This window comes from Shewanella xiamenensis (genome assembly GCF_024971755.1).
In the GTDB taxonomy this organism is placed as follows: Bacteria; Pseudomonadota; Gammaproteobacteria; order Enterobacterales; family Shewanellaceae; genus Shewanella; species Shewanella xiamenensis.
The window spans coordinates 3,539,084-3,557,706 of the sequence record NZ_CP079718.1 but is presented as its reverse complement, the minus strand read 5'-3'; the positions used below and the strand labels follow the sequence as shown (position 1 = coordinate 3,557,706).

Genomic DNA, 18,623 nt, shown 5'->3' with positions numbered 1-18,623 from the left:
CTCGAATTTAAAGCCGGCCAAGGTTAACTTCGCCGGCTTTTCAATTTGGCTTTCAGTTCACTGTAGCTTGGCAGGATGGAGGAGAAGATCACAAGTCCTATGCCAATACACACTACAATGCTTAAGTGCTCATCCAAAAACCACCAACCAAACAATGCGGCAAAAATAAGGCCAGTGTATTCCACTGGCGCCATTTGGCTAGCATCGGCGCGCCGATAGGCGTGGATGATGAGGTAGGTCATACCGATATAAAACAGCCCTAAGGTCAGGCCAACCTGTGCGACGGGGAGACTAAAGTCGGCGCCTTCGTACCAAGTTGCCGGTATCAGAAAAACCATCGCAAAGGCATTAGACCAAAAGAGTGTTGAAAAGGGATGCTCATGGGTTGAATATGCCTTCAAAATCAGGCTGTTTGTTGCCGAAGTCATGGCACCAAAAAAGGCCAAGCCAATGTAGAGGTTAAATTCTGTCGGTTGGCTTATCAGCAAAATGCCCGTAAAACCAATAATCCCCGCAACGGTGCGACGATAACCAATACGCTCATTTAAAAAGAAAGCGGACAATAACAACAGTAATAATGGTGAGGTATAAATGACCGCGGTGACTGTTGCCAGGGGCAGATGCAATACCGCCAACATAAAGATGGCATTGCCTAAGCCGATTAACAGCGCTCGACTTAAATGCACCTTGTAAAAGGGACTTAATTTGAGATTGCCCTGTAAACGCCAGACAAAGGGAAGCACCAAAAGCGTGGCAAATAATTGGCGATAAAGCACAAGTTGAAATACGGGCGCATTAGTTTCAAGTAATTTTACCAATAGGTTGCCGCTGGCAATCAATAATTGTGCAGCTAAAATCATCAATAATGGTGCCATAGGTATCCAAGTGAACGTCTGATATTGAGGCTAAGGTGTTGTCCCTTAAGTTAACGACTAAAATATCATCATTAGGCACCCAATTGCCGACTAATTTAGTCTAATCAATTGTAAAAAATAAAATGTAGTCATAAAGTTAACACTTTAAATTGATTTTCTGCGTGGAACTAAACGCGGGTATATAAACCAAGATACCAATGAGCAAAACTAACGTGCATAATTTCTGGTGCTTTTTGTTGCTGTTTTGGACATTTAGTCCATTTGCCCTTAGCGCTGAAATTGCGTTGGACTCCCCTTATTTATTCCATGCAGAAGATAAGCAGCTCCCGCCTGCCGATTTTAATGAGGTAACTCAATGGATGAGCCGACTCAAAGAAGCTAGCTCTGTGAGTCTGGCTGGTGGCGACTATTGGATGGTGTCTCCTGTGATGGTTAATAGCCGTCAAACTCGTTGGGTAGTCGATGCCAGTAATTCTATTGTTGAATCGGTCGATTATTGGTTACTTGGTAGTGATGGCTCAGTGCAAACTGCCCACAGTGGTTACTATGCACCCTATGAATTTTTATTCGATTACGGTCGCAAGGTTCAACTGAATATTGGGACTGATTATTGGTTGGTGACTCGACTGAGTAGCCGCTATTATTCCTCCGCCCCAGAGCTGGCTTTAACGTCAGAAGAGGTGCATCAGTTAACCAACGACCGTGTGGCCATGGCGATACTGATTTGTTTAGGGGGATTGCTCTTTATCGCTCTATACAATCTACTGATTTACATATCAATTTTAGATAAGGCATTTTTATATTATGGTCTTTATGTATTGACCTATTTTGGTGGCTGGGCACTGACCTTCCATTTACCAGCGCATCTATTTAACTTCCATCAGCTTGAATTACATCATCTGTTTTTTATCAGCTTGCCGATATTTAACATCATGTTCTACAAGCACTTCTTACAGTTGCCTAGCTATTCGCCCCGATTATGGAGGCTGAGCCAATACTTATTAGTTGCGTGTGTTTTAGCCTTGCCGACTAGTATTTGGTTATTGCCCTATACCGCGATTATTGCCTCAGTCTTAATCATGCTGTGGATTGCGCTAGCGATCACCTGTGGCAATGTGTGCTTGATGAAAGGCTTTGCCCCCGCGCGCTATTTCATCATGGCCTTTAGTTGTTTGCTGTTGCCTGCGGTGATTATCTTACCGGGCAATATGGGGATCACCCCTGATTTTATTGAGCATGCTGAATTTGCTACTTTGCTCGGCGGCACTGTAGATGCCTTACTGTTATCCCTTGCCTTGGCTAATAAACTTAAACTCCTTTCTGAAGAACGTAAGGCGCATATCGAAGAGTTAGGGATCGCTTGGGAAAAAGCAAGGCTTGATGGCTTAACGCGAGTCGGTAACCGTTATGCCTTTGATGAGTTTATGAATTCTCAATTGGCCTTTTCCAATAAGGTGGTTAACCCTATGGCGTTGGTGCTGCTGAATGTCGACAATCTCAAGATGGTAAATGATACCTTGGGACATCAAGAAGGGGATCGTTTACTACAAAGACTTGTGCAGTTTTTGCAAGCGACCAATATTGCTCAACTCAAAATCTACCGTATTAGTGGCGATGAGTTTGTCGTTATTCTGCCTGCGAGTAGCGTGACAAATTTAGTGAATAGTTTGCGAGAATTAACTGCGCAAGTTGCCGCTGAAGGCTTAAAGGATTGTCATTTTAGTTTTGGCATCGCGATGAATACCGACGTAGCCGAACCCCATGAGTGGCTGCGCTGTGCAGATAGTCGTTTGTATCAGTCTAGGATGGAAAAACGGCGTCAGGAATATGCCGATAGCCGCGTGGGTGAGATCGCTTCCTTTTAAGCTTGAGAACAACTTATAAAACAAATAGAAAGGGCTGCACAATGCAGCCCTTTGGCATTTAGGCGAAGTCTTTTTCGCCTTTGATAATGGCCGGATGACCGCAGATGGCTTTAGCGGTATGCATCCCCGCCATGGTAGCGGCCTCGACACAACCGGCATTGAGGCCGGTTTTAATCCAGTCACCCGTCATATACAGATTGTCGATACCTGTGCCATCGGTGTTGATCCGATATTGTGAGCTGCCTTTAACCGACAAGACATAACGTTCCGAAGGATCCACATTGGCGCGCCAATATTGGCTATCGAATCGCGCTTCGCCTTGGCGGTTTTGTTCATCGTGCAACCATTCCCAGGGGAAACTATCGCCAACATGTTGCCACAGCTTATGAATTTCCATATTGAGCTGATTAATGGCGCCAGCCTTGGCTTCGGCGGTTTTGCGCTGTTGGAAACCGATATCCGTACGTGGTGGATAGGCATCCACGGGCAACGCCGAGCAGAAATAACTGGCATTTTTGGGCTCAAGGTCGCGCCAGTCTTCTTTATCGAGCAATTGATCCATTGATGCCCATGTATCGAAAGGCTCGGTAAAGCCTGATAAGACAGGCTGCTCGCCATCCTCAGAATAATTGGGCCAGCCAATACCATTAAGATCTTGATTCATCCAAAGTTGATAGGCTTGGGTCGCGACGGTCTGCACTTTATCTACACAGGTTTTGAGCGCCGGACTCTGCGCCATGACTTCGCTAGCGACATGGGGGACCGAACCTAGTGACAGACCAAAAATCACTTTGTCGAAGTCCACGCCTTTTTGCAGACGTTTTTTCGGAAGCGCCTGACCAAATTGCGCCTCGTATAGATTGTCCCAATCGCTCCAGAAGTGCTCAAGATTAATATCATGGGCTTTTAGCAATGCGGCTTGCTCAGGCTCGAGCTGATCGTAATTGGGGGTACTTGGCCAGCAGGCTAAGCCTTTCACATCCACGAGTGGATTATATTCTTTGACCGAAGGTGCCAGAGCAACTTGCTCAGTGATTTCAATCGCTTGAATGCTGTTATTGCGACATTCTAAATTATCGACACGATTGAAAAAGTGGAAATTAACCCCGCGCCGTTTCAACACTTCATAGTAGGGGGTAAAGACCACATCTCCCATGCCAGCTTGCATTTTCCACATAATCCCGCCTTGATAACACAGTGCGATACGCAGCATAGAGCGGATAATGGTGCCTGCTTCGACATTCGGTTTGTCAAAATTGCCTTTTTCGTAGGCAAACACCAGATCATAAAAACCGCGTACTGGCGCGCTGTCGACCGTGTATTTTTGACTTGCACCGTGTTTGATTAACCATTCGCGGTAATCGTAGTCGTTGATGGCATCGAAGCCCTTTTCAAACACATCGTCGACAAACATCCCTTTTAAGATGGTTAAGCCTAAATCGACGGCGATATACAGATGACGCAAATCATCGTTAGTGTCTAAATGGTCGCTAAAGCGTTTAACCAGCCTTTGGTGCAGGGCATCGACGGCGGACTCGACCAAACCATCGTCACTCTCGCTGTGGACATGCTCATCGCATTCGCGGCCAATCATTTGATTAAAATGGCATTCTAGCTTGTCACCCAGGGCGTCGAGGGATTCCATCGCATCTTCTACCGAATCCTCTAACTTATCCTTAAGTCGTTCAAACCAGCTGGTATCGAGCCAGTTTTTCGGTGTCGCCATGGCTTTTTCATCGGCCTCCAGCAGGGAGTCCATGTCCTTTAGCCATTCTTTTATCCAAGCAAAGGCGGCCTTAACTACCTTCCAGAAGGTTAAAGTTTCGGTGCCATCCCCAGGGATCCCTGGCAGTGTCGGAAAGGTAATCGGCCAGCAAACGGAGCGACCATTAATTTCTTCCTGTAGCACAATAAAATTATGGGGTTTAAAGGCATCGAAGAAGGTGGCCAGCGGTGCTTCGGGCGGGCGGTTTAATTCTTCATAGGCTTTACGCATCAAGGCGCAGGCATTTTGATAAAAACCAAACCAGATATGCAGGCCATGCTCTTCAATCCGCTGCCCCATCGCGGCATTGCGGCCACTTGCGCCCTTGCCGCCGATTCGCCAGCCTAATTGATAGACATCAATTTCATATTGGTTCTGCCAACCGAGTCTGTCGGTGAGATAACAGGCGGCGGTCATGGCGGCGACACCTCCGCCGAGAATGGCAATTTTTTGTTTTTTGATTTCAGAGTTATCGACCAGCACTTCGCCCGGCGGTACTTCAAAGTCAAAGTTCACATGGTAGGGCAGTAATACATGCTGCTCGCCAACCTCGACGCCTAGGGTTTCTTTGAGTGGGAAGCTGGCGTTATCAAAAATGGTGGCGACAGAGTCATTTTCTAACAGGGCAACACTGTGCACTTTGTTGACCTTAGCGGGCGATGCAGTAATCGCCTGATAAACCGCTTTTTGGCCTGAAGCGTCCGGAAACTGCTTTAAAAACACTTGGTCGATAGCGGGCTTAAACAGCAAATGAAACAGTTGCTCCTCACCTAGCTTATCCAGCTCTGGAATAAAATCCGTTTGTTCTTTAAAGAGTTGCCAGGTTTGGGCTATGGCTTCTAGCGTGGTGAGCTGCGCCTCAGGCTTGGCATTGCAATTCACCTCAATCAGCGGGTGCATGGCAAGCTCAGTGTCAGGGCTAAAGTGTAAGAAGCTCTTTGTGGCCAAGGATAGACGGGTTAATGGCTCTCCGACCGCGGGCATAGTGTATTCACACAAATACTTGGGATAACCGAATAACTCACGGCCATTGATCAGGGCCATCGCATCATTCACCCAAATATGCAGTGGCTGAAAATACACATGACTGATGGCTGTGCTGTTGCTATTGTCTTGGCGACCGACCATGACCCAAGTGATGATGTCGGTTTCTTGGATCCAACCTTTAGCCCTGTCGGTTGGGTCTTCTGAATAGGCTTTCTCGATTTGAGTAAAAGTTGTCAGTACGTAGGGCGATAGCACTTTAAAGTACATGGCACTTCCGGCCACTTGGTTGAGCGTTTTATCGATAGAGCGCTGTAGGTTGGCAAGTTTTCCCTTGAGAAAAAAACCGTACATATCGGCTTTATTCAATACTAAGGGGGAGTGCATTAACATACTGCCTGGGGGATAGATAAAATCGGGGCGTTGTTTTTCCATGGGATCATCCTTTAAACCCGTAAAGATGTGTAAGGTAGTTTTTGTCGACAAAAAAGCATGAGTAAACCCTAAAGAGCATAGGGTAAATAGGTCAATTAGCCTATTGATTTTACAATTGAATTAAAAGATGAATAGAGGGAAAAACTTAGATTAACTAGCAAGTTGGATTAACTCCAACTTGCTGGGATTTGACTGCTTATAAAGCTCGAATTTGCTAAGGCAAACGGGTCGTAGTTCAGTTACTTCGATTTATGCTGATAGAAATCCACCTCTGCATCATCAGAATAACGGCGCTTAGTATCCCTGCGACGTTGTTTTACGCGTTTGTTTTTTTGCTTACCTTTGACGTTTTCGCCCCATGGCGCATCATCGTCGTCAAATTCATAGGAGTGTGACATGGTCAAAATTCCAAAAATACCTGTGCCATTCTCAGCACTCGATCTTTTTACCCAAAGGCGAGATTAAGCTAAAGCGAAATATTTAATCACTGATGGTGAAAAGTTTTGTCCAAGAAGGGGTGATACGTCTCGATGGAATTGCATTGGCGATTTTAGCCCGCACTCTAGGGTTTATCTTGATGATTATTAAATGAATAGATAAAAAGCGCATTGATATTGTGCGGAGGCAAAAAGAATGGCACTCAGAGAAAGAGTGCCAAGTTCTTATAAAAAATAAGGAGTTAGTGCTAGGGCGTGTTGACGTTTCGAGATTAGATTTTGTTCGTTCTGGCAAGCACGTGCTCGCGAAACGAGGAATGATGTGTAGTCATTCTACTCAAATGACGAGCGGCTCTTATGACAGAAAGTAAGAGCAAGTGTTTGCCAGACGAGCCCTTCGGGCAGCATTTTGCTGGCGTTTCTGCTGCGTTATCGTCCGTTTATGTAGAATAACTACACTGCACGGACTTTGCCTTGCATAAAATCCAGCCAAATTGCTGCAAAAACAACCCTGAAACGTCAACACGCCCTAGAGATTGCGCTGCATGCACGCCACAAACATTCCATCTGTGTTGGCTTCGAAGGGCCACACGGTCAACATTTCTGTTTGTTCGCCGGTAAAGGGGTGGCGGATCGGCACTAGGTTGAACTCGGGATGTTGTTGTAAAAAGGCGGAAACTACTTGCTCATTTTCAACCGGTGACAGTGAGCAAGTGGCGTAGACTAAGCTTCCGCCCCGTTTTACCGCCTTACTGCTGCGGCTTAATATATCCAGTTGCAGTGCTGCTTTATCTGTGACGGCATCGAGGCTGTCGAGCCAGCGCATATCTGGGTTACGGCGCCACGTGCCCGTGCAGCTACAGGGTGCGTCGACTAATACCCCGTCAAAATGGTTGGCGTCGACCGGCAGTGCATCACTGCGCCAGCGAGCAATGCTTATGCCGTCAAACTTTGCCCGTTGGGCGCGTTTGCTGAGTTCTTCTAAGGCGTGGGCGCGAATATCTGATGACACAATTGAGCCGACAAACGGACTGTGCTGCTTAGCTGCGGCAGTTTGCATCAGTGCGCGCAATTGCAGGGTTTTTCCGCCTGCGCCGCTGCAGGCATCCCACCAGTGTTGCCAAGGCTCTGGTGCACAAATTTGACCTATCACTTGCGAAGCTAAATCCTGGATCTCAATTTTGCCCTCTTTATAGAGTGATATTTCATTGAGATTCATGCTCTTAGTGCCAAGGTTTATGGCATCTTCAAAATAGGGGCTGAGGCTCGCATCAATCTCTAGCGCTTGTAGTTGCTTAACAGCTGTTTGGCTGTTGATTCCCTGTGCACGTCCCCAAATCGGTGGCCGGCTAGACATAGCTTCGATGAGATTTGGGCGCAGCTCTGGGGCAATTGGGCAGACCTGCCAAAACCATTCAGGCAATAAATCCGCGAGTTCGAAGGACGCTTCGGGAAATTGCTGCCATACCAGTGCCAATTTATCCGTTAAGCTATTAACGCTAAGGGATTGAAGCTGTTGATAATCAGCCGGCGATTGGGCGAGCTCATGCCAGGCTTGGGCAATATCTTGCCATGGATGGGCTTCGATTAAGGCGCTCGCGCTCAGCATTGCAAAAAAGTGATCCGCCTGCTGATGATCGGCCGTGGCTTTAAACCAGCCCCACCAACGGAACAGGCTAAATAAGGATTCGCGGATGACCTTGCGATCCTTGGAGCCGTGCTTTTTATGTTCCCTAAAGTAGTTCGCGAGCACTCGGTCGGCGGGTTGCTTGGTATTTAAAATCTCATCGAACAATAACTTAATGGTATTGGCATAACTTAATCCGCGTTTTTGCGCGAGGGTTTGCGGTTCGATATTCACTGTAGATGCCATGGTTGCTGATGATAAGCCGTTTGGATTGCCCATAAAGTTAGCCTGAAAAGTGGCTCGGCCAAGTGACATCCATCCGGTGGGATGAATATGGCCAAGCAAATCAATAAGTGGCGCAGAGTGTAGCAGTTTTACGTATCACTAGCAGTAAAAAAGCCCCAATGCTGAGTTGGGGCTTGATGGGAAAAACGAATGCGCGCGTGAGGAAAGGATGACTTACTTAGTCACCATCTTCTGGATTTGTTTAGCACGCTCTTCATCACTCAATACTGAGGGCGGAGGTGTCACTATGCCTTTTTGGCAAGCGGGTCTTAGGGCTAACTCGTCTAGCCAACGTTGTAAGTGAGTGAGTCCTTCCATATTGATACCGCTCCATTCATGGATGCGCACCCAAGGCCAAGTCGCGATATCCGCAATGGTGTACTCATCACCGGCCAGATACTGATGCTTGGCTAATTGGGTATTCATCACCTCAAACAAACGTCTGCCTTCTTTTTGGTAACGTTCAATAGCCGCAGGGATTTTCTCGGGGAAGTAACGGTAAAACACGTTAGCTTGACCCATCATTGGGCCGACACCGCTCATTTGGAACATGAGCCATTGAATGACCTGTGAGCGCTTTTTAGGATCGGCTGGTAAGAACTTACCGGTTTTTTCCGCCAGATACAGAAGAATTGCGCCGGACTCGAACACTACAAAGTCCTCGTTATCTCGGTCGATAATGGCTGGAATACGGCCATTAGGGTTAATGGCGAGAAACTCAGGCTGCTTCTGTTCGTTAGTATTGAAATCTAACTTATGCACTCGATAGTCGAGACCCATTTCTTCGAGCGCGATGGAAATTTTAAAACCGTTCGGGGTCGCGGCGGTATATAAATCAATCATAGTTATCCCTTAAGTCTTAACTGGTTAATGCTTAACTTGGGTGCCCAATAGGGCATCGCTGCTAGTTTTTTGGGGTAAGCGACACTATCGCAGGGCGCTGGGCCACTGTCGCAAACCATGCCTGAATGTGGGGCAAGGTGTCATCCACTAGAATATCTAAGTTTTTAATAAAGCTAATAAAAACGTATGCAGAAATATCGGCAATCGTAAAGTTATCGCTCGCCACATAGCTTGATTTGGCTAATTGTTGGTCTAAGGTCGGCAGGAAGTCAATGACCCGTTGGCGTGATTCTGCGCCCCAGGCTTCGACGCAATTTTCCCTGTCTTTGTAAATACCCGTCAGGTTTCTAAAGGCTTGAAAGCCGACCATCAACCCTTGTAGCTCGATGATGCGCTGCCACATTTCGACTTGGGCACGCTCTAGCGGGCTGTTGCCAAATAAGGACGTTTCACTGGGATAGATTTCTTCTAAATAGCGGCAAATAGCCACGGATTCACATAGGTAGCTACCATCGTCGAGTTCGAGCAGGGGGATGCGTCCGTTTAAGCTTTTGGCTTTAAATTCAGGGCTGAGATTTTCACCGCCGCGAATATCAACATTCACACGTGGGATATCGATGCCTTTTTCGGCGAGGAAAATACTCACGCGTCTTGCGCTTGGCGTAGGGGCTAATTCATAAAGCTTCATGCTCTTTCCTTCTGTTAATCTTTAAGTTTGGCTAAATAGAGCTTTAACGGAACGATCGGTTAGGATAAAATTTACGCCATATCTAAACGGTCAGTCAAGAATGTTTTGCCATATAGCACTCCGTTTAATACAGGCATCAATCTAGGTTTGAACCATGGCACGTAGTTGTAATTTTGATAGACAAGAAAAGCTCATTCAGGCGATGGAGTTATTTTGGCAGAAGGGATTTGCCGAGACATCGATTGCCGATCTGGTCGAACACTTAGGGATTAATCGCTTCAGCTTGTATAACAGTTTTGGTGATAAACAGAGTTTATATCGTGAATGTTTACGTTTTTATCTCGACCATTATTCCTTTGGGGCGAAGGAGAAAATCCTGCATGCACAGGCGGGATTAAATGAGATCTTGACCTATTTAGCGCGATTTGTGGCCTTGCAGCGCGAGCAAGAGTATGGCTGCTTTATGCAGAATGCAGTATTAGAAAAATGTCTCGATGATGACTGCGTGCAGCAAGAGTGCCAGCGCTTATTTGCCCAGTTGCAGACTCACTTCACCGGTGTATTACGCTACAGTCAGCGACAGGGTGAGTTATCTCAATCGGTTCAGCCTGAGTCGCTAGCGGCTTTTTTAGTGCTTCAATTACAAGGGATTAGAGTGTTAGGTAAGGCGAAGGAATACACCCTGTTGGATAATGCATTTACGGTATTAAGCGAATATCTTAAGAGTCTCGCGCTGACGCCACTTAAGCCCGTCTATGTGAAATAGGGCGTAGGTTAAACCGATAAGCATGAGGCCAAGCGCATGCTTGGCCTCGTGAACAGCAAAACTGATGCAAAAACTAAAAGTCCAACTCGAGGGCAAAGCACAAGTAGGCCATTAATTGGCTACAGTGGGCGAATTGTTCGGCGCAGTAGCGGGCGGCATCGGCTTGGCAGAGCCTTTCAAAGGGTATGGGTTTTAGCGCGATAAAGTCCTTACGTTTGAGCTCGGTTAGCATGGGGTGGTGTTTATCGAATCCTTTTGGCGGGCGCGTCAAGCTATCACCATCCATCATAAATCCATGGTCTATTAAGGTTTGCAGCGCCTTTTTGTAACCATTGGGATTTTCATCAATACAAGTCCGAATCGCATTGAGCGCCTTCGACTCGGGGTGCCAAATACCCGCGGCAATAAAACATCCATCCTCGGCAATGTGTAAATACAGCCCTGGTGCATGCACATCTTTACCCTGAAAATGCCGAAATTGGATCCCCACATTAGTTTTGTAGGGTGTCTTATCGTTGCTAAAACGGCTATCGCGCTGCGGGCGCATTAAGCTGCCACCGACTTTTTTGGCTACCGCGGTCAATCTTGGTGAAATCGCAATAATATGAGGCTGAATTTGTTCGATAAAACGCAGTGCGGGCGTTCTGACGTTATCTTCATATTCATCCTGATGAGCTTTAAACCAGTCGCGGGAATTATTGAGCGAAAGCCGTTTGAGAAAATCCAAGCTGGCAGCGGTAAATGCCAACTCGGTTTGAGGTTGTGCGGTGAGCTTAGTCATATCCATAAAACCTTTGAGGTGCTTGAGACTGAGATTCCGACTGTTAGTCAAAACAGGTTAGTGCGAGTTGAACAAATGCGCGTGGATATTGCAAATTCTTCGAGCATTTCTCTGTAGTGACTATCAAGTTGCGATTTACATGTAAAGCTAGGTGAGAATTATTCTCATCTTTAGCTTTGATGCCTATAATGCCGCCCTATTTTTTACACTATGTAACAGGGGATGGGGAGATGGGATATCAACCTAAGAGCAGGATAGCGAAAATAATGATGGGTTGTGCGGGTTTGACGGTATTGCCTGCGTTGCCACTCAATGCCAAGGAAGTATTAGGAGCGCCTAAGGTCGAGCCAATTGAGATATTACAAGTACATGGCCAGCAATACCGCCGAGCGACCACTATGACTAAGCCGGGCGAGGCGATCATCTCGATGGAGCAAATTGAAGAGATGCAAGCGACCACATTTGCTGAAGTTATCGATGATATGGCCGGTGCCCATGTTGATGGTGGTACTCGCAGTGGCGGCGAGCGCATTAACGTATGGGGATTTGGCGAAACCGAAGATTTCAACATTTATGTCGATAACGCCCCCGTGGGATTTGAGCAGTATCGCTATGGGTCGTTCTTCTTAGATCCCGATTTAATCAAGCGAGTCGAAGTGATTAAAGGGGCCCACGATGTCCGCTCAGGTAACGGCGGCTTTGGCGGCTCCATGTATGTTGTGACTAAATCTGCTGATGATTTTTTAAATTACAATCAAAACCTTGGCGCCCGAGTCAAAGCCAGTTACGCCAGTAATAACGACGCCAAAAGCTACACGGGAACGGTTTATGGACGAGCGAATCAACAACTTTCAGGTTTATTGCATGTCACCCGCCGTGATGCGGGGGATGTGACGCTCGCCAATGGTGAAGCATTTGAATACTCTGGTTATGAGCAAAATAATTACCTTGGCAAACTGGATTATGAGCAAGGTGACCATCAACTCATGTTGAGCCTGACCCATTATCTCGACGAAGGCCGAAAGCCTTGGGCCAATCGCCGCGGTCCTATGCCCGCGATTTCTGATTATAACATCCGTAAATATGGCTCCTATGAACTGGCGCTCTATGCCACCACGGCCTACAACACCTATGAAGACAATACCTGGTCGGCGAATTATCGCTATTCCCCAAGTAATCCTTTAATTGATACCCAAATTGTGGTTTCCCATTCTGCCAATGCACGCCATTGGGTCAGGCCGCCAATCGCGTGGGAAAAGATGACAGTCTCCGTCGGCAACTTCGGCCATGAATCTTGGTTGGATTACAAGCGTGACTACATTGACATCAACAACTTAAGTATTGTTGGTAATCATGAAATCACCACTGGATTGCAGTTCCGCAGTCTCGATAGGGATTCAATGGTCTTTAACAAAAGTTATGAGAAAAATCCCGAGAAAAACTACGGTTGGTACACTCCTTACTATCAGCCCGAAGGGCGTCAGGATACCTATGCAGTCTATTTGCGCGATGCGATTAGTGTGACGGATGAGCTGACCATCACTCCTTCGCTACGGTATGACTTTATCTACAGCATTGGTCGCCCCAACATTGCCCCCGATTACAACGATATCGAGGCAGGGCACGACTACAGTTCGACTCACCATTCGGGCTTTTCACCGCGATTGGGTATCGACTACCAGTTAACAGCGAATACTCGAGTGAATTTCGATTACGCCTACAGCTTACAGGCGCCAGTGGTCGATGAAATCTATGCAGTGCAATACGCCAAGGCGAGCATTACTGGCACGAGTCGAGATATCGATGTGGAGCGTCTGCACGCCTTTAAACTGGGCTTAATGACGCAGCAAACGAGTCTTTTTGCCGCCCAAGATACGCTTTCAACCCAAGTGACCCTCTTTGCCAACTTGGGACGGGACGATATTGCTCAGCGCCGCGGTGCAAAGTCCGACCCAAATCAAGCGATTCAAAGTGGTTACACAAATCTCGACGGTTATGACATCTACGGCGCCGATCTCGAGTCCCAATATCGTTATCAGGATTTCTTCAGTGACTTAGCCGTTTCTTGGTTAGAGGGGGAGCACAGGGGATCGCTCAGAGATAGTCAAGGCGAGGACGAATACCTTGCCAACATTGCGCCGCTGGATATTCGCCTGCGTGTGGGTATGTATATTACTGATGACATTTCAGTTGCTTGGCAAGGTACGTGGTACGATGCGCAGGATAATGTGCCTCAGAGTGATATCTTTAACGCTGAGTCTCGAAGTGATAATTACTTCTTACAAAATATATATTTAGCCTACGAGCCTCAAGAAACACTGAAAGGGCTCAGCGTGCGCTTAATGGCAAAAAATCTGACGAACCAGCAAGTGACACCATTTCTGTCGGATGGCATCCCCGCGCCGGGGCGAGATATCAGACTCAGTTTAGCTTATGAATTTTAAGGATTAAATGGCAATTCCAAGGGTGAAGAAATAGATAACTCATATAAAAAATAGGGTTATCTTGCCTTCCCCCCTGCCGTGAAAAGCCAATTTATGGCATAATCCACGTTTTATTACGCATGTAGACAGAAAAAATGACTGAAAATGAATTGCTAACTCGCTGTGGCGGCAAATGTGAACTCTGCGCAAGTGACGTCGAACTCTCTATTTATGACTTACCGGCTTCCGATGGTCATGAAAACGAGATTATGATTTGTGAAAATTGCAGCAGCCAAATCGCAGCGCCGGATACTATGGACATGAACCACTGGCGTTGTCTGAACGACAGCATGTGGAGCCAAGTCCCTGCGGTTCAAGTGATGTCATATCGCATGCTAAAACGCTTAAGCGGTGAAAGCTGGGCGCAGGATCTGCTCGATATGTTGTATCTTGAAGATGATTTACGCGCTTGGGGTGATGCCGAAGCCGCTGCCGCCAGTGATGATACGCCACCGACTTTAGACAGCAACGGTGCCGTGCTTAACGCCGGAGATACCGTGGTCATCATTAAAGATCTTAACGTCAAAGGTACCAGCTTTGTGGCAAAACGTGGCACCGCAGTACGCAATATTTCGTTGACCAACAATCCAGAGCATATCGAAGGTCGTGTGAATGGTACTCGCATTGTGATCCTGACCTGTTTTGTGAAAAAGTCTTAAGTCATTTCGCTTAAACTTGCTTGAACGTAAAACCGCCCAATTTGCATAAATTGGGCGGTTTTTTTATGCAGAATTTACTCTTATCTACCCACTAAAAGTAGCCACATATACAAATCATTAAATTAGGCGATAAAATGGTTAGTATGTGAAGAATCTTTATATAGAGATAAACCTATGGCAAACGACTCGCAACTACTCGACGCAAAGCAAATGTCGGCTTCAGTTGAAGATGGATTAGATAAAATCCTCGGCCAGTGGCGGGCTGAAGGGGTAACAGAGGATTTAGTCCCCATGGCGGTGTTAGGGCGCATCGCAAGGCTGACCAAATATATGGAAAACGCTATCGCCTTATGCCACGGCGAATTTGGCTTAGGTCAGGGGGAGTTTGATGTGCTCGCGACACTCAGACGCTCAGGTAAGCCTTATACTTTATCGCCTTCGCAGCTGTATCAAAGCATGATGTTAAGTTCAGGCGCTATGACCAGTCGTTTAGACCGGCTGGAAAATAAAGGCTTGATTGCCCGTGAGCACTGTAAGGAAGATCGCCGCGCCGTGCATGTTTCGCTCACTTCGGCAGGTAAAGCACTGATTGAGGCTGCGCTCCCCAAACATATCCAATGTCAGAGCGCGCTATTATCGGGGGTCCCGACTGCTGAGCGTGTGGCATTGCAGCAAATTTTAAAACACTGGTTAACCCAGTTTGAAGGCGAATAATAGCTTGGGCGTGTTAAGGCTTAATACTAGAGTTATCACATACAGCGCAATGCAGATCAGGGAGTGACCATGGTTAAAAAACGCGAAGCGTTTGAGATTGAAGGCAAACGAGTCATTGCGGGTACGCAAATGGGGATTAAATTACCCGCTGCCAAGCTTTATACCGATACCCAACTCGATATTCATGTCGAAGTCTTTCACGGCCTCAAATCTGGGCCGACACTCTTGGTCTGTGCTGCTATCCATGGCGATGAGCTCAATGGTATTGAGATCTGTCGGCGGTTACTTGGACGGGTTAACCCTAAAAATTTAGCCGGCACCCTGATTGTGGTGCCCATAGTCAATGTGTTTGGTTTTATTCAACAATCCCGTTATTTACCCGATAGGCGCGATCTCAACCGTTGCTTCCCTGGCTCCAGTAAAGGGGCGTTGGCAAGCCGGTTAGCCAACCTGTTTGCTACTCAGTTATTAGTCCATGCAACCCATGTGATTGATTTACATACGGGGGCTATCCATAGAGATAACTTACCGCAAATCCGTTGCGATACCGGTGATGAAACTATGTTAGCCATGGCGAATGCCTTTGGCGCACCGCTTATTATGCACTCTAAGGCGCGCAGCGTGTCGATGCGTGGTTATGCGAATCAGCAGGGCATTCCCTGTATTTTGTATGAGGCGGGCGAGGCGCTGCGCTTTAGTGAACTGGCGATTAAGTCGGGTCTAAAGGGCGTGCTCAATGTGATGCGTAGCCTTGGTATGCTCAAGGGGCGAGTCAGTAACAAGATTGCGAGTGTCAGTGCGATACGCAGCTATTGGATCCGCAGTGAGTCCGATGGCTTAGTCAATATGAAGCTCAAACTCGGTCAACGGGTTAATAAGGGCTATATTATTGCCCATATTGTCAGTCCGCATGGCGGTGATAGTGTGGCGATCCGCGCGCCAACGGATGGCATTATCATCGGGATCAGTAATATTCCTGTGACGAATGAAGGCGAGGGCATGTTCCATATTGCGCAGTTCGAAGGCGATGAGATCGAAATTGCTAACGAGCAACTCGATGAGTTTTTAATGGAATATGCTTAGGCTGTTATTCTGCCAGTGTTTGCTAAAAAAGCAGCCATCAGTTTACTGATGGCTGTTGTTTTTATGTGGTTATCTCGGCTCTGATACATTTAGCCATATAAGTATCAATGCACTTATTGCTACAGTGTAAAGCGTTCGACAGAGCGGGTGAGCGAGTGGGCTAACTGAGTCACTTGGTCACTGCGTTTTGCCATATCCATTGCCTCATGGGCATTTTGATCTGCCGCGAAGACGACTTCTCCCATACTGGACTCAATATGTCGACTGTAATCGAGTTGTTGGTGGGCTGCTTGGGTAATTTGTAAACTCATCTCATTAATGGCACTGAGTGTGACTTCAATCTGAGCTATGGCATGGTGTAGTGTTTTACTTTGCTCCACACAGTCGTTGGCTTGTGTTTGCCCTGAGCTTATGGCCGTTGAGGCCGTGGTAGTTTCCTGCTGTAACGCTAAGATCATCTGTTGGATTTCGGCGGTTGAGGCTTGTGTCCTTGAGGCTAATGAGCGTACTTCATCGGCAACGACCGCAAAACCTCGACCATGTTCGCCAGCCCTTGCGGCTTCGATGGCGGCATTGAGGGCGAGTAGGTTAGTTTGTTCTGCAATGCTACTAATGGTGGTGAGAATCCCACCAATATCGTGACTGTGTGCACTAAGGCGCGACATGATAGCGACAGAATCACTTAGCTTTGTGCTTAACTCCGCTATTTTGGCTTGATTATCGGCGGCAATAAGCTGGGCTTGTTGGCTATGTTTCGATGCTTGGGTGATTTGTGTTGCCGAACTACTGGCTTGTTCTGCAACAAGGTTAGAGCTGGTAAACATTTGTTCTGTTAAGGCTTTCGTGCCATTGATACGCTCAATTTGTGCGGTAGCTGCATTAGCGATGCCTTGACCTTGCTGATGTGTTTGTGTGGCTGAATTATCTAAAGAGTGGGCGTCATTGCTGATATGGGTTAATAATTTAGCCAGATCATCACAAAGAGTATTCATATTATCAATAAGTACCCCAAATTCATCGTTGTGACGTTTAGGTATTCTCTTGGATAAGTCTCCCCTTGCAATGTTTGCCAGCGCACTATTTGCCAAGGTGAGTGGTACTAACATGGCCCTTAGGGTAAAGAAGGATATTGAACTGACCATAAACACAAACATGGCTGCTAGTACAATGGCCAATGTTTGACCGCGTTGAATATCGTCATTTGCAATGTTTTGCAACAGACTAAAACGTCTGTCAGCTAGGGCTAATAATTTATCTAAGGCAAGGGTATTGGCATTAAATTCTTGTTCCGTATTTTTAAAATGCTGTTCTGCTTGAGTGTGATTATCAACCACTTGCTGTTGTGCCAGATATAGCTCGCCTGGGGTTGAAAGTAACCGATTGAATATGGTGGCTTGTTGCTCAAAAATCTCCAGCAATCCTAGGGTGTTTATCCCCGAAGCTTGTTGTTTTAAAAAGGTAAAGTTAGTACTTAGATTCCCAAGCAATAGGGCTATATCCTGTTTATGCGAGTTTATTGAATGAGTATCCTGAGCATGCGTTAGCTCTGACATTGTGTTGGTTAATGTGTAAAGCATATCGTCAATGCGGGTTCCTGTTCCGATTATCTCCTCCAAAAGTGCCGGATTATCGGGCAATGAGATCGTTTCTAAATCGATCATTGCATTACTTGCTTGCGTTTTTGCCTCAATAAACTGATTAAAAAGTGTTTGATAATGTTGTTTTGCTTGTTCGTTCGCGAGCTTAGCGCTAAACATATCTTGGCTTTGTTGCTGGTAGGCTTGGTAGCGTTTTTGGGCTTCATTCAGTGATGCTTGCATCTGGGGTTGGTCGCTAACCATCTGTTTCAGCTCGTTTTCAATACTTTGATATTTATGCTCTAGCTCATTGAATCCTTTTTGGCTTTGCATGAGCTCTGCGGTGTCATTTTGGCTATGGGCTAAAGTTGCAAGGCGCGACATTTTAACGAGCACAAGTTGTAAGTTATTGCTTTGCTTCTGAACCGGTATGGCGAGTGTCTCGATATTGCTATAACTGATTTGAACTTGATAGAGCGAATAGTAGAAGAAGCTATTGCCAGCTAAGAGCAGGATACTAATTGCGCTGAAGCTTAAGAGCATTTTTTGCTTGATACTGAGTGTTAACATTGAGTCATCGACCTTTTCGTCTATGATGTCAGCCAAATAAGGCGATAACATCGCGTGGACAAGGGAAGAATACGCCGTAGTACAAGTACTTAGTTGCTTGTTTTTATTGGGGTATAAAAATAAGTGTAGCAGAGAGTTGTCAGAGTAAAGTCTTAACGAAGAAGGCTTGGATAATTATGTTGTCCC

At 46.5% G+C, this 18,623-nt stretch carries 14 protein-coding genes; 6 read left to right on the top strand and 8 right to left on the bottom strand.

Annotation, left to right across the window (positions count from 1 at the left end; genetic code table 11):
- Positions 1-23: 23 nt before the first annotated feature.
- The gene (locus KXJ80_RS16835; RefSeq protein WP_218738261.1) at positions 24-875 is read right to left on the bottom strand and encodes a DMT family transporter; all 852 of its coding nucleotides are present in this window, start codon (positions 873-875) and stop codon (positions 24-26) included.
- 197 nt (positions 876-1,072) lie between these two features.
- Between KXJ80_RS16835 and KXJ80_RS16830 the strand changes: the two genes are divergently transcribed.
- Entirely contained in the window at positions 1,073-2,740 is a 1,668-nt protein-coding gene (locus KXJ80_RS16830; RefSeq protein WP_218738262.1) for a diguanylate cyclase, read from the top strand.
- A 58-nt stretch (positions 2,741-2,798) separates the two neighbouring features.
- Here the strand turns inward: KXJ80_RS16830 and KXJ80_RS16825 are convergent, their stop codons facing one another.
- From KXJ80_RS16825 to KXJ80_RS16805, 5 genes are all read right to left on the bottom strand, one after another.
- Positions 2,799-5,924, bottom strand: coding sequence for an NAD(P)-binding protein (locus KXJ80_RS16825; RefSeq protein ID WP_218738263.1), 3,126 nt, complete (start codon positions 5,922-5,924; stop codon positions 2,799-2,801).
- 239 nt (positions 5,925-6,163) lie between these two features.
- Positions 6,164-6,322 (bottom strand): small highly charged protein, encoded by a 159-nt coding sequence (locus tag KXJ80_RS16820; RefSeq protein ID WP_037416614.1) that lies wholly within the window; start codon positions 6,320-6,322, stop codon positions 6,164-6,166.
- A gap of 568 nt (positions 6,323-6,890) precedes the next feature.
- Positions 6,891-8,267 (bottom strand): RsmB/NOP family class I SAM-dependent RNA methyltransferase, encoded by a 1,377-nt coding sequence (locus KXJ80_RS16815; protein WP_218738264.1) that lies wholly within the window; start codon positions 8,265-8,267, stop codon positions 6,891-6,893.
- A 180-nt stretch (positions 8,268-8,447) separates the two neighbouring features.
- Positions 8,448-9,116 carry a glutathione S-transferase family protein gene (locus tag KXJ80_RS16810; protein WP_037416621.1) on the bottom strand — a complete coding sequence of 223 codons (669 nt, stop codon included), beginning with the start codon at positions 9,114-9,116 and terminating at the stop codon, positions 8,448-8,450.
- Between the two features lie 61 nt (positions 9,117-9,177).
- Positions 9,178-9,804 carry a glutathione S-transferase gene (locus KXJ80_RS16805; protein WP_037425779.1) on the bottom strand — a complete coding sequence of 209 codons (627 nt, stop codon included), beginning with the start codon at positions 9,802-9,804 and terminating at the stop codon, positions 9,178-9,180.
- A 154-nt stretch (positions 9,805-9,958) separates the two neighbouring features.
- On the opposite strand from KXJ80_RS16805, the gene KXJ80_RS16800 reads away from it, so the two are divergent.
- Complete coding sequence (locus tag KXJ80_RS16800; protein WP_203431982.1) at positions 9,959-10,570, top strand: TetR/AcrR family transcriptional regulator; 612 nt, start codon at positions 9,959-9,961, stop codon at positions 10,568-10,570.
- 73 nt (positions 10,571-10,643) lie between these two features.
- Here KXJ80_RS16800 and KXJ80_RS16795 read toward each other — a convergent pair whose 3' ends face one another.
- The gene (locus KXJ80_RS16795; RefSeq protein ID WP_156143189.1) at positions 10,644-11,351 is read right to left on the bottom strand and encodes a DUF2461 domain-containing protein; all 708 of its coding nucleotides are present in this window, start codon (positions 11,349-11,351) and stop codon (positions 10,644-10,646) included.
- Between the two features lie 230 nt (positions 11,352-11,581).
- On the opposite strand from KXJ80_RS16795, the gene KXJ80_RS16790 reads away from it, so the two are divergent.
- The 4 genes from KXJ80_RS16790 (at position 11,582) to KXJ80_RS16775 (ending at position 16,290) form a co-directional block, all read left to right on the top strand.
- Positions 11,582-13,795 carry a TonB-dependent receptor domain-containing protein gene (locus KXJ80_RS16790; protein WP_261737564.1) on the top strand — a complete coding sequence of 738 codons (2,214 nt, stop codon included), beginning with the start codon at positions 11,582-11,584 and terminating at the stop codon, positions 13,793-13,795.
- Between the two features lie 134 nt (positions 13,796-13,929).
- A complete protein-coding gene (locus tag KXJ80_RS16785; RefSeq protein WP_037416634.1) occupies positions 13,930-14,493 on the top strand; it encodes a PhnA domain-containing protein in 564 nt (187 codons plus the stop codon).
- Between the two features lie 174 nt (positions 14,494-14,667).
- Positions 14,668-15,207 (top strand): MarR family winged helix-turn-helix transcriptional regulator, encoded by a 540-nt coding sequence (locus KXJ80_RS16780; RefSeq protein WP_037416635.1) that lies wholly within the window; start codon positions 14,668-14,670, stop codon positions 15,205-15,207.
- 69 nt (positions 15,208-15,276) lie between these two features.
- Positions 15,277-16,290, top strand: coding sequence for a succinylglutamate desuccinylase/aspartoacylase family protein (locus KXJ80_RS16775; protein ID WP_047533440.1), 1,014 nt, complete (start codon positions 15,277-15,279; stop codon positions 16,288-16,290).
- 119 nt (positions 16,291-16,409) lie between these two features.
- Here the strand turns inward: KXJ80_RS16775 and KXJ80_RS16770 are convergent, their stop codons facing one another.
- Positions 16,410-18,437 carry a methyl-accepting chemotaxis protein gene (locus KXJ80_RS16770; protein ID WP_047533443.1) on the bottom strand — a complete coding sequence of 676 codons (2,028 nt, stop codon included), beginning with the start codon at positions 18,435-18,437 and terminating at the stop codon, positions 16,410-16,412.
- Positions 18,438-18,623 lie beyond the last annotated feature (186 nt).

Excerpts from the sequence above, each read along its gene's own strand:
- KXJ80_RS16835 (WP_218738261.1), bottom strand. The coding sequence starts at position 875 with ATGGCACCATTATTGATGATTTTAGCTGCACAATTATTGATTGCCAGC.
- KXJ80_RS16830 (WP_218738262.1), top strand. The coding sequence starts at position 1,073 with ATGAGCAAAACTAACGTGCATAATTTCTGGTGCTTTTTGTTGCTGTTT.
- KXJ80_RS16825 (WP_218738263.1), bottom strand. The coding sequence starts at position 5,924 with ATGGAAAAACAACGCCCCGATTTTATCTATCCCCCAGGCAGTATGTTA.
- KXJ80_RS16820 (WP_037416614.1), bottom strand. The coding sequence starts at position 6,322 with ATGTCACACTCCTATGAATTTGACGACGATGATGCGCCATGGGGCGAA.
- KXJ80_RS16815 (WP_218738264.1), bottom strand. The coding sequence starts at position 8,267 with ATGGGCAATCCAAACGGCTTATCATCAGCAACCATGGCATCTACAGTG.
- KXJ80_RS16810 (WP_037416621.1), bottom strand. The coding sequence starts at position 9,116 with ATGATTGATTTATATACCGCCGCGACCCCGAACGGTTTTAAAATTTCC.
- KXJ80_RS16805 (WP_037425779.1), bottom strand. The coding sequence starts at position 9,804 with ATGAAGCTTTATGAATTAGCCCCTACGCCAAGCGCAAGACGCGTGAGT.
- KXJ80_RS16800 (WP_203431982.1), top strand. The coding sequence starts at position 9,959 with ATGGCACGTAGTTGTAATTTTGATAGACAAGAAAAGCTCATTCAGGCG.
- KXJ80_RS16795 (WP_156143189.1), bottom strand. The coding sequence starts at position 11,351 with ATGACTAAGCTCACCGCACAACCTCAAACCGAGTTGGCATTTACCGCT.
- KXJ80_RS16790 (WP_261737564.1), top strand. The coding sequence starts at position 11,582 with ATGGGATATCAACCTAAGAGCAGGATAGCGAAAATAATGATGGGTTGT.
- KXJ80_RS16785 (WP_037416634.1), top strand. The coding sequence starts at position 13,930 with ATGACTGAAAATGAATTGCTAACTCGCTGTGGCGGCAAATGTGAACTC.
- KXJ80_RS16780 (WP_037416635.1), top strand. The coding sequence starts at position 14,668 with ATGGCAAACGACTCGCAACTACTCGACGCAAAGCAAATGTCGGCTTCA.
- KXJ80_RS16775 (WP_047533440.1), top strand. The coding sequence starts at position 15,277 with ATGGTTAAAAAACGCGAAGCGTTTGAGATTGAAGGCAAACGAGTCATT.
- KXJ80_RS16770 (WP_047533443.1), bottom strand. The coding sequence starts at position 18,437 with ATGTTAACACTCAGTATCAAGCAAAAAATGCTCTTAAGCTTCAGCGCA.